This window comes from Paenibacillus sp. GCM10027629 (assembly GCF_042676425.1).
GTDB lineage: Bacteria > Bacillota > Bacilli > Paenibacillales > Paenibacillaceae > Paenibacillus_K > Paenibacillus_K terrigena.
Genome location: NZ_JBHTGZ010000003.1, coordinates 531613 through 545147 on the forward strand (window position 1 = coordinate 531613; position 13535 = coordinate 545147).

General features: G+C 47.1%; 13 protein-coding genes. 12 read left to right on the forward strand and 1 reads right to left on the reverse strand.

The annotated features are described in order from the left end of the window. Positions 1-140 precede the first annotated feature (140 nt). Positions 141-416 carry a DUF5665 domain-containing protein gene (locus tag ACFQZR_RS02880; protein WP_245583798.1) on the forward strand — a complete coding sequence of 92 codons (276 nt, stop codon included), beginning with the start codon at positions 141-143 and terminating at the stop codon, positions 414-416. 21 nt (positions 417-437) lie between these two features. Here ACFQZR_RS02880 and ACFQZR_RS02885 read toward each other — a convergent pair whose 3' ends face one another. Next, complete coding sequence (locus ACFQZR_RS02885) at positions 438-1181, reverse strand: TraR/DksA C4-type zinc finger protein (protein ID WP_018756660.1); 744 nt, start codon at positions 1179-1181, stop codon at positions 438-440. A 65-nt stretch (positions 1182-1246) separates the two neighbouring features. Between ACFQZR_RS02885 and ACFQZR_RS02890 the strand changes: the two genes are divergently transcribed. The 11 genes from ACFQZR_RS02890 to pyrE all read left to right on the forward strand — a co-directional run bounded on the left by ACFQZR_RS02890 (position 1247) and on the right by pyrE (position 13324). Next, complete coding sequence (locus ACFQZR_RS02890) at positions 1247-1387, forward strand: hypothetical protein (RefSeq protein ID WP_379342687.1); 141 nt, start codon at positions 1247-1249, stop codon at positions 1385-1387. An 8-nt stretch (positions 1388-1395) separates the two neighbouring features. After that, a complete protein-coding gene (lspA, locus tag ACFQZR_RS02895; protein ID WP_379342689.1) occupies positions 1396-1887 on the forward strand; it encodes a signal peptidase II in 492 nt (163 codons plus the stop codon). Beyond that, complete coding sequence (locus ACFQZR_RS02900) at positions 1884-2831, forward strand: RluA family pseudouridine synthase (RefSeq protein ID WP_379342691.1); 948 nt, start codon at positions 1884-1886, stop codon at positions 2829-2831. The genes lspA and ACFQZR_RS02900 overlap by 4 nt, the downstream gene beginning before the upstream one ends. A gap of 122 nt (positions 2832-2953) precedes the next feature. Beyond that, on the forward strand, positions 2954-4207 hold the full coding sequence (locus ACFQZR_RS02905) for an LL-diaminopimelate aminotransferase (RefSeq protein ID WP_379343779.1): 1254 nt from the start codon (positions 2954-2956) through the stop codon (positions 4205-4207). A gap of 429 nt (positions 4208-4636) precedes the next feature. After that, a complete protein-coding gene (gene pyrR, locus ACFQZR_RS02910; protein ID WP_379342693.1) occupies positions 4637-5215 on the forward strand; it encodes a bifunctional pyr operon transcriptional regulator/uracil phosphoribosyltransferase PyrR in 579 nt (192 codons plus the stop codon). Next, positions 5212-6123, forward strand: a complete 912-nt coding sequence (locus tag ACFQZR_RS02915; RefSeq protein WP_379342695.1) for an aspartate carbamoyltransferase catalytic subunit — start codon at positions 5212-5214, stop codon at positions 6121-6123. Before pyrR ends, ACFQZR_RS02915 begins: the two co-directional genes overlap by 4 nt. Positions 6124-6145: 22 nt before the next feature. Continuing rightward, positions 6146-7426 carry a dihydroorotase gene (locus ACFQZR_RS02920; RefSeq protein ID WP_379342697.1) on the forward strand — a complete coding sequence of 427 codons (1281 nt, stop codon included), beginning with the start codon at positions 6146-6148 and terminating at the stop codon, positions 7424-7426. Positions 7427-7530: 104 nt separating this feature from the next. Beyond that, positions 7531-8661 carry a carbamoyl phosphate synthase small subunit gene (locus ACFQZR_RS02925; protein ID WP_379342699.1) on the forward strand — a complete coding sequence of 377 codons (1131 nt, stop codon included), beginning with the start codon at positions 7531-7533 and terminating at the stop codon, positions 8659-8661. 1 nt (position 8662) lies between these two features. Continuing rightward, positions 8663-11884: a carbamoyl-phosphate synthase large subunit gene (gene carB / locus ACFQZR_RS02930; RefSeq protein WP_379342701.1), complete on the forward strand. Its 3222-nt coding sequence runs from the start codon at positions 8663-8665 to the stop codon at positions 11882-11884. A 67-nt stretch (positions 11885-11951) separates the two neighbouring features. Then, positions 11952-12680 (forward strand): orotidine-5'-phosphate decarboxylase, encoded by a 729-nt coding sequence (gene pyrF / locus ACFQZR_RS02935; protein WP_379342704.1) that lies wholly within the window; start codon positions 11952-11954, stop codon positions 12678-12680. A gap of 2 nt (positions 12681-12682) precedes the next feature. Continuing rightward, a complete protein-coding gene (gene pyrE, locus ACFQZR_RS02940; protein ID WP_152392228.1) occupies positions 12683-13324 on the forward strand; it encodes an orotate phosphoribosyltransferase in 642 nt (213 codons plus the stop codon). Positions 13325-13535 lie beyond the last annotated feature (211 nt).

Consider the following 13535-nt stretch of genomic DNA (forward strand, 5'->3'; position numbering starts at 1 on the left):
AAGGCGAGCTCAAGTTAGCGATTGAACATTCTGCTAGCGCTTGAGCTCGTTTTTTATTTTCTTTATGGAGTGTGAGACGGTTGTCACGTGTCCAGAACGATGAGCAAGAATTAAATCACTTGGAAAAAATACTGGAGAAGATGCATTTGCAAATCGATGCGATTGCACAGAGCATGGAACAGGCGCGTATAGCGGAATATACAGAGCTGCTGCTCAAGCCATGGCGGTTAATTTGGCTGAATGTTCTCTCGGGAATCGCGAAAGGGGTCGGGATTGCGATTGGATTTTCCGTCTTCGCAGCAACGATCGTCTATATCTTGCAGTGGTTGAACCTTTTGAATTTACCGATTGTTGGTGACTATATCGCTGATTTGGTTCGTGTTGTACAGCGACAACTCGAAGGAAAAACGTATTAGCACTAACAGGTGCGTAAATGATTAATCCTCGGTAACGACAATATCCGGTTCTAATAACGGCTCACCTTCGTGTTCTTCAAGGTACTTATGATACTGCTTGTTACGAACGACGGATACATTTTGACCAAATATATCGGTTGCAATGAAGCTTTCGTAAGATTCGACGAAGCCATCCAATTCATCCGAAGCTTCAATCGCCATCTCATCATAATCATCAACATTGTTGCCTTCCGCCATCGCCGGTGTATTGGAGGTTCCCCAGCTCTCGACAATTTGCCAAGCATCCTCGCCGTCAAATCCATTCTGATCTTCTTGGTCATCGAGACTAGTTCGTCCGAATGGCGGATTGAGGAATTGCTCTTCGATCGGGCGATTCTCAGATAAGGCTTGTTCTGGCGAATGCTGGACACAATAGAGGGTATAAGGGATGGCCTGTAACCGGTCAAAAGGGATTGGTTTGCCGCATTCATGGCATATGCCATAATCGCCTTGCTCCATCTGTTCAAGCGCCATATTCACACGAGCTAACCGTCGTTCTTCATTTTCAAGTAGGGCAATGTCTTTGCCGCGTTCGAACATTTCGGTACCAAGGTCTGCAGGGTGGTTATCGTTGGTGGACAGTTCGCCTGTGTTGTCTCGCATGGACTCGGCTAATCCGAGGTGGCTGCTCTGATCGAGTCGTTGTTCAAGATCCTTCTTCATCCTGTGAAGGGCTTGTTGAAGTGATCTGAATTGGGAAGAAGATAAGTGCGATTTCTGTGACATCGGTAATACCAGCTCCTTAGTGAGAAGTGATCCCTTGCTCAGCTTAGCTATGATGAGGTTAGGTTGTGCGGGAAGCGGGTTTTTTAACGGCGGTAATTATTGTGCGGGGATATTGGACGATTACTTTTACGCTATGCTACAATAACGAAGGACAAGGGAAGCCGATTCGCGGTGACTCGTTGTCTATAGATCAGATCGGAGTGTGACTTACAAAGTGATTTATTATCTAATCGGACTTATTGTGCTAATTCTAGACCAAGTAACGAAATGGATCATTGCTACGAAATTAACAATTGGGGAAGAGATTAGTGTTATTGGGAACTTCTTTCTCATTACATCACATCGGAATCGCGGTGCGGCATTCGGGATATTGCAGGAGCAGCGCTGGTTCTTCCTAATTATTACCACAGTAGTCGTCTGCGCGATTGTCTGGTATATGCGCCACGTTCGAAAAACGGGCAGTGTAGCACTATTAACGGGTCTAGGTATGATTCTTGGAGGAGCGATCGGCAACTTTTGGGATCGTGCTCTGCATGGGGAAGTCGTCGATTTCTTATTATTTAACTTTGGTAGCTATTCGTTCCCAATTTTCAATATTGCAGATTCGGGTATCGTGATTGGGGTTATTCTAGTCTTGATCGATTCCTTATTCTTTAGCAAAGACAAAGAAAAAGAACTTCCGATACAAAGTGAGGAACAGCAATGAGTGAACAGCAAGAGCAAATGGGTTCAGAGGCTGACGTTCAGGAATGGACAGTAACCGCTGAAGATCATAAGGAACGTATTGATAAGTATATTACCGAGTCTATAGAAGACAATGTGTCTCGTTCGCAGATCCAGCTCTGGATTCAGGATGGACATGCACTTGTCAATGGTCGGGTTGTCAAATCGAATTATAAGTTGGCTGAAGGAGATCGTATTACCTTAACAATCCCAGAGGTATCGCCGGTGGATATTGTGCCGGAGGACATTCCATTAGATATTGCATATGAAGACCATGATGTGGTCGTTATCAACAAACCCCGCGGTATGGTTGTTCATCCTGCGCCAGGGCATTCCTCAGGGACGGTCGTGAATGCATTAATGTATCACTGCAAGGATCTATCCGGGATTAACGGTGAGCTGCGTCCGGGTATCGTGCATCGGATTGATAAGGATACTTCAGGTCTGCTGATGGCCGCCAAGCACGATCAAGCGCATGCTTCATTAGCTGCTCAGCTTAAAGATCATTCCGTGACACGCAAATATATTGCCATTGTGCATGGGAATATTGCGCATGATCATGGGACGATCGATGCACCGATTGGACGGGATGCGGGAGATCGCAAGATGTACACCGTGACGGATAAGAACAGCAAGCATGCCGTAACGCATTTTCTCGTGCTTGAACGGTTCGGGGACTATACGATGGTTGAATTGAAGCTCGAGACCGGTCGTACGCATCAAATCCGTGTGCATATGAAATTTATCGGTCATCCGCTTGTTGGGGATCCAATGTATGGTCGCAGTAAAGGAATGCAAATGGACGGACAAGCCTTGCATGCAGCAGTTCTTGGGTTCGTTCATCCAATGACAGAGAAATACTTGGAATTTGAAGCGATTTTACCAGCAGATATGGAGCATTTGCTGGATCGGCTTCGCACGCGTTAACGAGAAAGTACAAATGTTCAGAAGAAAAATCCATTCCTTTTGGGATGGATTTTCTTCATTATTAGTCAGGAGTGAGGTATATGATAAGATACGAGTTTTTCTTTTAAAGGAGAGGTAAGATGATGACGATTGAACAATATCAAGAAACGTATATCCAGAAGAGCTTCGCAAGCCGTATTGGCGGTGAAAACTATGGTAAAGATACAGCAATTTATAAATTCGAGAAGATCAAGCGTGCTAAGGCCGCAGCAAGAAAAGCATTTCCAGATGTTGAACTCATTGACATGGGCGTAGGAGAACCGGACGAAATGGCGCCAGCAGGTATCGTGGCGAAACTCGCGGAAGAAGCGGCCAAGCCAGAAAACCGTGGTTATGCGGATAACGGGATCGCGGAGTTCAAAGAGGCAGCGGCTCGTTATTTGAAGAATGTATTCCAAGTGGACGGCATTCATCCTGAGACGGATATCGTACACTCGATTGGATCAAAACCAGCGCTCGCTATGCTGCCTTCATGCTTCATTAATCCAGGTGACATCACGATTATGACTGTGCCGGGATATCCGATTTTAGGTACACACACGAAATATTTAGGCGGTGAGGTCTACACTGTACCGTTATTGAAAGAGAACAACTTCTTGCCGAAACTAAATGAAATTCCGGAAGACATCGCGCGTCGTGCAAAGCTCCTATATTTGAACTATCCGAACAATCCAACGGGCGCGAGCGCTACGGTTGAATTCTTTACTGAAGTGGTCGAGTGGGCGAAGAAAAACGATGTTGTTGTCGTACATGATGCGCCGTATGCAGCTTTGACCTATGATGGATTGAAGCCGCTAAGCTTCTTATCTGTTCCAGGTGCGAAGGATGTAGGCGTGGAGCTTCATTCCCTCTCGAAATCGTATAACATGACAGGCTGGCGGATTGGGTTCGTTGCAGGGAATCCATTGATTGTAAAAGCATTTAGTGATGTAAAAGATAACAATGATTCCGGTCAATTTATCGCGATTCAAAAAGCGGCGGCATACGGGTTAGATAACCCGCAATTAACAGAAGAGATTGCTGCGAAGTATTCGCGTCGTCATGATCTGCTCGTTGCAGCATTGAATGAGATCGGATTCACAGCAAGCAAGCCAAAAGGCTCCTTCTTCTTGTATGTAGAGATGCCTAAAGGCATTAAAGGCGGACAGCAATTCGAGACAGCGGAAGACTTCTCACAGTACCTTATCCGTGAAAAGCTAATCTCCACTGTACCTTGGACGGATGCAGGACACTTCGTACGTTTCTCGGTTACGTTCATTGCGAATGGCATCGAGGACGAGAAGCGCGTAATTGAAGAAATTAAGCGCCGCTTAACGGATGTTGAGTTTGAGTTTTAATTTAGATAAAAGTCGAAAAATCAGCTTTTCAGCACCGAGAAGATTGTGAGAAGCCGAAGAATGAGGACACGGAATGTAGGCAAAACCTACATGAGTACCGGAGTTCGAGGGTGAACGCAAGGTTCGATGTCGAGGCGGCTTCTTGAATTACTGCGTGATCAAAAGATGATTTTTCGACAACCATGTTGACAAGTGAATAGTAAAGTGGGATAATTCTTGTTAAATGAATAGCACCTTTAAATCAGTCCCGTGAGGCTGGCAAGGTAAACGTCTAAGAAGGATGATTCTACTGAATCGTCCGTCCTGTTCCGCGTATGAACAGACGGGTCGGTAGAACATGCTTTTATATGAGAACGACTAACGACAACTCCTTGCTTTCGGGCAAGGAGTTTTTTTGTTGGGGTGCTAAGCGATGAAGGAGGCAGCGAAATGACGAATGCAGAGGAAATTGTCATTATGGATGAGACAGCGATCAGACGGGCATTAACTCGGATCGCCCATGAGATTCTGGAGAAGAACAAAGGCATTGAGAATTGTGTACTCGTCGGAATTCGGACACGGGGCGTGTTCCTCGCAAGAAGGATTGCGGAACGAATCAGTGAGATCGAAGGTACGACAATCTCGATTGGTGAGCTCGATGTTACTTCTTATCGCGACGATCTCTTGAATGAAGATGGCGAGGCGAACACGAAGGCAAGCGAATCGAAGTTCCAAGAACCTCCGCAAGCATTCCCGATTCATAACAAAAAGATCATCCTGTTCGATGATGTGCTGTACACCGGACGCACGATTCGGGCAGCCATGGATTCGATCATGGACAAAGGAAGACCGCAATCGATACAACTCGCAGTCCTCGCAGATCGTGGACATCGCGAACTTCCGATTCGAGCGGATTTCGTAGGTAAGAACGTACCGACATCCAAAATGGAAGAAATCAGTGTTTCATTGCAAGAATATGACGGACTAGACCAAGTATCCATCATTCAACATAGGGGGTCATTCGAATGACATTAACAGCATCGAGCATTAAAGAACGCAGTTTGTTGGGATTACATGACTTAAGCAAGAACGAAATTGAATCCATTCTAGACCGGGCGGCATATTGGGAAGCCCAGCCTAACAAACTGAACCCCGTGTTGAAAGATCACTTTGTTGCAAATATGTTTTTTGAGAATAGTACGAGAACACGCTTTTCCTTCGAAATGGCTGAGAAACGTCTTGGCGCACAAGTGTTGAACTTCGCAGCAGCGGCATCGAGCATGGAGAAAGGCGAATCTATCTACGATACGGTACGGACCCTAGAGTCGATGGGCATTGATGCAGGCGTCATTCGCTTGAAGCCGATCGGTGTTCTCCCGCAATTGGCTGCGAAATTGAACATCCCGCTCATTAATGCAGGGGACGGCAACAACGAGCATCCAACACAAGCATTACTCGACTTGTACACGATGCGCAAGCAATTCGGTAGCCTACAAGGTTTGAATGTATCGATCATCGGAGACATTCAACACAGCCGTGTAGCACGCTCGAATCTGTGGGCATTGAAGAAATTCGGAGCTACAGTGAACTTCTGCGCACCTGAAAGCATGCAAGCACCTGAACTTGCTGAGCATGCAACGTATGTATCGATGGAAGAAGCGCTGCAAGCAGATGTGGTCATGATGCTTCGCGTACAACTTGAGCGTCACACGAACCGCATGATGAAGTTCGCGGATGACTACCGTGAACAGTATGGATTGACGGTCGAGCGCGCAGCCCTCATGAAACAGCATGCCATCATTATGCACCCAGCACCAGTAAATCGTAACGTTGAAATTGATGATGAACTTGTAGAATGTGAGACTTCACGGATCTTCCCGCAAATGTCGAACGGCGTACCGATTCGCATGGCGGTTATGGAACGGGCATTTAAATAGAAACAGAGGGGACGGTTGACAGATGGGATTGATCATTAAGAACGCTAACGTATTGAATGCAGCAGGAGAATTGGAACTAAAGGATATTACGATTGAAGATAACCGGGTAACTGGAATCATAGATGCAGGATCAGAGGTTAAAGTAAGCGGTGAAGTCATCGATGCAGCGGGCAAACTGGTTGCCCCTGGATTTATCGACATGCATGTGCATTTAAGAGAGCCAGGATTTGAACATAAAGAAACGATTGCGACGGGAACACGTTCCGCAGCAAAAGGCGGGTACACGACAATCGCATGCATGCCAAATACACGCCCAGTCATCGATACACCTGAGACGATCAAATTGGTCCTCGATAAAGCTGCGACAGAAGGTATCGTCCGCGTACTACCTTATGCAGCGATCACGAAGAATGAATTAGGTCGCGAGTTAACAGACTTCGCAGCACTCAAAGAAGCGGGTGCCATCGGATTTACAGATGATGGTGTCGGCGTACAGAACGCACAAATGATGAAGGATGCGATGGCCTTAGCGGCTTCCATGAATATGCCGGTCATCGCGCACTGTGAAGATGAATCTCTTGTGGTTGGCGCGGCAGTGAATGAAGGAACTTTTGCAAAGAAGCATGGTCTAAATGGCATTCCGAATGAATCCGAGGCGATTCATGTTGGTCGCGACTGCTTACTAGCTGAAGCAACAGGCGTACACTACCATGTCTGCCACGTGAGTACAGAGCAATCGATTCGCTTGATTCGCCAAGCGAAGCAGTTCGGTGTGAAAGTAACCGCTGAGGTATGCCCGCATCACCTCTTGTTATCGGAAGAAGATATTCCGAGTATGGATGCGAACTGGAAGATGAACCCGCCGCTTCGTTCTCCGCGTGATGTACAAGCTTGTATCGAAGCGCTGGAAGATGGAACAATCGACATGATCGTTACGGATCATGCACCACATAGCCAAGAAGAGAAAGCTAAAGGGATGCAGCTCGCACCATTCGGTATCGTAGGATTTGAGACAGCTTTCCCACTGCTATATACGAACTTCGTAGCAACAGGCAAATGGACATTAGACTTCCTCGTAAAACGTATGACTGCGGATCCAGCACGAGTATTCGGACTTGAGACAGGGAAACTTGAAATTGGCGCCATCGCAGATATTACGATCGTAGATTTAGAGTCTGAGCAAGCCGTAAATCCAGAGACATTCTTATCCAAAGGACGCAATACGCCATTCACAGATTGGCAATTAAAGGGTTGGCCTGTAGCGACAATCGTCGATGGCAAGCTGGTCTGGTCAGCAGAATAATAAATTTTTCACAAATATAGCTCGTATGCAGCTATGCATAAGTATGCAAAATAAAGTATAATTATCATGTTAGGTTTTATTTTACTCGAAGGGTTGTGTTACGAATGCAAGCAAGATTGTTGTTAGAAGACGGCACACTGTTTACTGGGAAAGCATTTGGTGCTGAGGGACAGTCGACAGGTGAGGTTGTATTTAATACAGGGATTACAGGGTACCAAGAGGTTATTTCTGACCCATCCTACTGTGGACAAATCGTTACTATGACACATCCATTGATCGGAAACTACGGGATTACACGTGACGATTTCGAGTCCATCCGTCCATACATTCATGGCTTCGTCGTACGCCGTCATGAGCCGGTACCTAGTAACTGGCGTGCACAATATACGTTAGATTCTTTATTGAAAGAGTACGGTATTGTGGGGATCAGCGAGATTGATACACGGATGTTGACACGTATCCTACGTAATCACGGAACGATGAAAGGAATTCTGACAACAGGTAATATGCCTGTAGAAGAGTTGAAAGAAATGCTAGGCGTGTCTGAGATGATGCGCGACCAAGTGGCACGCACTTCGACCAAAGGTTCCTTTAGCAGCCCTGGGGACGGCGAGCGTATCGTATTGATCGACTATGGCGCGAAGAGCGGGATCTTACGCGAGTTAACGAAACGCGGATGTGACGTGGTGGTTGTGCCTCACGATACAACAGCAGAAGAAATTCGCAGACTGAAACCAGACGGTATTCAATTGTCTAACGGCCCTGGGGATCCGAAAGATGTACCGCATGCCGTTGCAACGATTAAGGAATTGCTCGGTGAGTACCCAATCTTCGGCATTTGCTTAGGACATCAATTGTTCGCACTCGCTTGCGGAGCAGATACGACACGACTTAAGTTCGGTCACCGTGGTGGTAACCATCCGGTTAAAGAGCTTGCATCGAACCGCTGCTTCATTACTTCGCAGAATCACGGCTATACGGTGCTTGAGGACTCCATTATCGGTACAGAGCTCGAAGTGACACACATCAATAACAACGATAAGTCCATTGAAGGATTAAAACATAAGAAATACCCAGTATTCACGGTTCAATACCATCCGGAAGCTGCACCAGGACCTTATGATAACAGCTACTTGTTCGATCAATTCATCGAGATGATTCGTGAACATAAAGCTGCAAATCCAAAGGCACCTCGTCAAGCTGAAATCGTCGCTGCCATGAAAGGAGATCTATAATATGCCTAAAAATACTGAACTGAAGAAGATTCTCGTCATTGGTTCCGGTCCGATTGTGATCGGGCAAGCAGCAGAGTTCGACTATGCTGGTACACAAGCTTGTCAAGCACTTAAAGAAGAAGGTCTCGAAGTTGTCTTGATCAACAGCAACCCAGCGACCATCATGACAGATACGAACATGGCTGATAAAGTATACATCGAGCCGATTACGCTTGAATTCGTAACGCAGATTATTCGTCAAGAGCGTCCAGATGGATTGCTTCCAACGCTTGGCGGACAGACAGGTCTGAACATGGCCGTTGAACTTGCGAAGGCTGGTGTACTTGAGCGCGAAAACGTGAAATTGCTAGGTACACAGCTTACTGCGATCGAGAAAGCGGAAGATCGTGACTTGTTCCGCGATTTAATGCGTGAACTAGAGCAGCCTGTGCCTGAGAGTGTAATCGTAACTTCAGTGCAAGAAGCTGTTGATTTCGCAAATGAAATCGGCTACCCGATCATCGTTCGTCCTGCTTATACACTCGGCGGTACAGGCGGCGGGATTTGTGCGAATGAAGAAGAACTGCTTGAGACGGTTGCTTCAGGGATTCGTTACAGCCCTATCAACCAATGTCTCATCGAGAAAAGTATTGCAGGAATGAAAGAAGTCGAATACGAGGTTATGCGTGATGCGAACGACAACTGTATCGTCGTATGTAACATGGAGAACTTCGACCCGGTTGGCGTACATACCGGCGATAGTATTGTCGTTGCGCCAAGCCAAACCTTGTCTGACCGTGAATATCAAATGCTGCGTTCCGCATCGCTTAAGATCATCCGCGCATTGAATATTGAAGGCGGATGTAACGTGCAGTTCGCGCTAGACCCGCATAGCTTCCAATACTATGTCATTGAAGTGAATCCGCGTGTCAGCCGCTCTTCGGCACTCGCTTCCAAAGCTACGGGCTACCCGATTGCGAAGATGGCAGCGAAAATCGCAGTAGGTTATACATTAGATGAACTTATTAACCCGGTTACGGGCCAAACTTATGCATGCTTCGAGCCAACACTGGACTACATCGTAACGAAAATTCCACGTTGGCCGTTCGATAAATTTATTTCCGCGAACCGTAAACTCGGCACGCAAATGAAAGCAACTGGCGAAGTCATGGCGATTGGCCGGACATTCGAAGAATCGATTCACAAAGCTGTTCGTTCCCTGGAGATCGGTGTGAACCGCATCTACTTGAAGGATGCTGAGACGCTGGATGAAGCAACGCTGAACCTACGTCTTGAGAAGCCGGACGATGAGCGTATGTTCTTGGTGGCAGAAGCTTTCCGCAGAGGCTACACGCTGCAGCAAATCCAAGACTTAACGAAAATCGACTGGTGGTTCCTTGATAAAATCGAAGGTATCGTGAAGTTCGAGGCGTTGATCGCACAAGAGACGAACCTTAGCTACGAGACTTTGTATGAAGCGAAACGCAAAGGCTTAACAGACCGTTCGATCGCAGAGATCAGACGCAACGCGAACCCTGAGCTGTCGATGACGCAAGAAGCAGATGTACGCAGCTTCCGTCTTGAGCACAACTTGAAGCCTGTATACAAAATGGTTGATACGTGCGCAGCAGAGTTCGAAGCGACAACACCTTACTACTATTCAACGTATGAGACAGAGAACGAAGTGATCGAGACGCCGAAAGAGAAGATCGTCGTACTTGGATCAGGTCCAATCCGGATTGGTCAAGGGATTGAGTTTGACTACTCGACAGTACATGCGGTATGGGCGATCCAAAGCGCAGGTTACGAAGCTGTCATCATCAATAATAACCCAGAGACAGTATCGACAGACTTTAACACATCTGACCGACTCTACTTCGAGCCGTTGTTCTTCGAAGATGTTATGAACGTGATCGAGCAAGAGAAACCGATTGGCGTTATCGTACAATTCGGTGGTCAGACGGCAATCAACTTGGCAGCACCGCTATCGAAAGCTGGCGTGCGCATCCTCGGAACAAGCTTAGAGAGCATTGATGAGGCGGAAGATCGTAAGAAATTCGAAGCCCTTCTGTCCCGCTTAAATATTGCACAACCGCAAGGCAGCACAGTTACTTCGGTAGACGAAGCGGTTGGCACAGCACAAGGCCTTGGTTATCCGGTACTCGTACGTCCATCTTACGTCCTTGGTGGCCGTGCGATGGAAATCGTATACTCCGATGAAGAATTGCTAGGCTACATGGAGCAAGCGGTAAAGATCAACCCAGACCATCCGGTCTTGATCGACCGCTATATGTTAGGTAAAGAAGTGGAAGTTGACGCCATCTGTGACGGCGAGACGGTATTGATTCCGGGGATTATGGAGCACATCGAACGTGCAGGGGTTCACTCCGGTGACTCGATTGCGGTGTATCCTCCACAACATTTAGCGCCACACTTGAAACAACAAGTGATTGATATTACAATCAAGATTGCCAAAGAGCTGAAAACGATCGGATTGGTCAACATCCAGTTCGTCATCTTCAAAGATCAAGTGTATGTGATCGAGGTGAATCCGCGCTCATCCCGTACGGTACCGTTCCTAAGCAAAGTAACGAGCATCCCAATGGCGAATCTCGCAACCAAGGCGATTCTCGGAACGAAGCTTGCGGATCTTGGTTATGTCGATGGATTATGGCCGGAAGATGACTATGTATCGGTAAAAGTACCGGTATTCTCCTTCGCGAAATTGCGCCGCGTTGAACCGACCCTTGGACCGGAAATGAAGTCGACAGGGGAAGTTATGGGCCGCGATGTGAATTATGCAAAAGCATTGTACAAAGGTCTTGTGGGATCTGGCATGCGAATCCCGCCAACAGGTGCGATCATCGCAACGGTGGCGGATAAGGATAAAGATGAAGCGGTTGAGATTCTACGCGGCTTCTACAATATGGGCTACAAAATCATTGCAACAGGCGGAACGGCAGCAGCGCTTGAAAATGCTGGCATGATCGTAACGAACGTGAACAAGCTAAGCGAAGGCACACCGAACATCCTGGATATGATTCGTAATGGACAGGCGCACTTTGTTGTCAATACATTGACGAAAGGGAAGACCCCTGAACGTGATGGATTCCGGATTCGCCGCGAAGCGGTTGAGAACGGTGTGGTATGTATGACATCGCTAGATACGGTGAGCGCATTGCTAGAGATGCTCGAGTCAATCAATTTCTCAACTCGCAGCATGCCAGCATTCCACGGTCAATAGGATCAGCCTTGATCAGCAGTTCGAAGATGAATGATCGAAATAAAAACAAGGAGGAGAGCCGTAAACGATGAGTCATCGAGATGAAGTAGCAGGTCGCATTATGGTCGCGCTCGATTATCCGAAAGCGGCAGAGGGGCGTGAGCTATTACAACAATTACAGGGTATTCCTTGTTATATGAAGGTGGGCATGCAGCTCTATTATGCTGAAGGTCCTGCATTCGTGCGCGAGCTGAAGGAACTAGGCTACAAAGTATTCCTAGATTTGAAATTGCACGATATTCCGAACACGGTAAAGAGCGGTGCGAACAGTATTACGAAGCTTGGCGTGGACATGATTAATGTCCACGCAGCAGGCGGCGTAGAGATGATGGCTGCGGCTATGCAGGGTGTGAATGAAGCATTAGAAGAGAACCCTACTCTAGACAAGCCTATCGTCATCGCCGTGACACAGCTTACTAGTACAAGCCAAGACATGCTGAACAAGGAGATTGGCATCGCGGGATCGGTCGCAGATTCCGTTGTTAGTTATGCCAAATTCACGAAGCAAGCGGGCCTTGACGGAGTCGTGGCTTCACCGCTAGAAGTGGAAATGATCAAGGAAGCTTGCGGCAGCGACTTCAAGACGATTACCCCTGGCATTCGTCCTGCGGGCAGTGCGCTTGGTGATCAGACGCGTGTCATGACACCGAAGCAAGCTTTTGAACAAGGGACAGATTTTGTTGTTATCGGTCGTCCGATTACGACAGCTGCGAACCCTAGAGAAGCGATTGAGAACATTATTGAGGAGCTGATTTGAACGTGATTACTTTGGAACAAATCCCTGCACAAATTGCAAAGCATCTACTAACCATTGAGGCGGTGGCTTTGCGGCCGAATCAGCCGTTCACTTGGACTTCAGGTATCAAATCGCCAATCTACTGCGACAATCGCTTGACGATGTCCTTCCCGGAAATCCGTGAGACGATTGCCGATGGATTCGCAGCCATCATTCGTGCGCAGTATCCGGATGCAGAAGTCATTGCAGGAACGGCAACAGCTGGGATTCCACATGCAGCATGGGTAGCACAGAAGTTGAACCTGCCGATGGCATATATTCGTGACAAAGCGAAAGGTCACGGCAAAGAGAACTTGATCGAAGGTGTGATCAAGCCAGGTCAGAAGGTTGTAGTAATCGAGGACTTGATCTCTACCGGCGGAAGTTCGCTCAAAGCAGCGGTTGCTGTGAAGGAAGCAGGCGCAACGCCGCTTGGCGTCCTCGCGATTTTCAGCTATCAATTGGATAAAGCGACAACAGCTTTCGAAGAAGCGGGCATTCCACTTCAGACATTGTCCAACTATACGGCACTCATGGATGTGGCGGTAGAGCTTGGCTATGTACAAGCGGAAGATCTAGCGACATTAAAAGCATGGCGTGAAGATCCGACTTCGTTCGGTAAATAAGATTCGACTCTTAAATGAAGAGCCAAATGACTATGTAGCTTGTAGTTATTTTGGCTCTTTTTGTCGTTGTTACCGAACAACGTAGTATATAGGACGTGCTCCGCGCCGTTTTTTCACTTTCTACTTTATGGAAAAAACATTAAACTTTTGTCTATAATTATGAAAATAAGTTAATTGATTTGTAACTTTTTGCTAGGTGATATCGTTTATA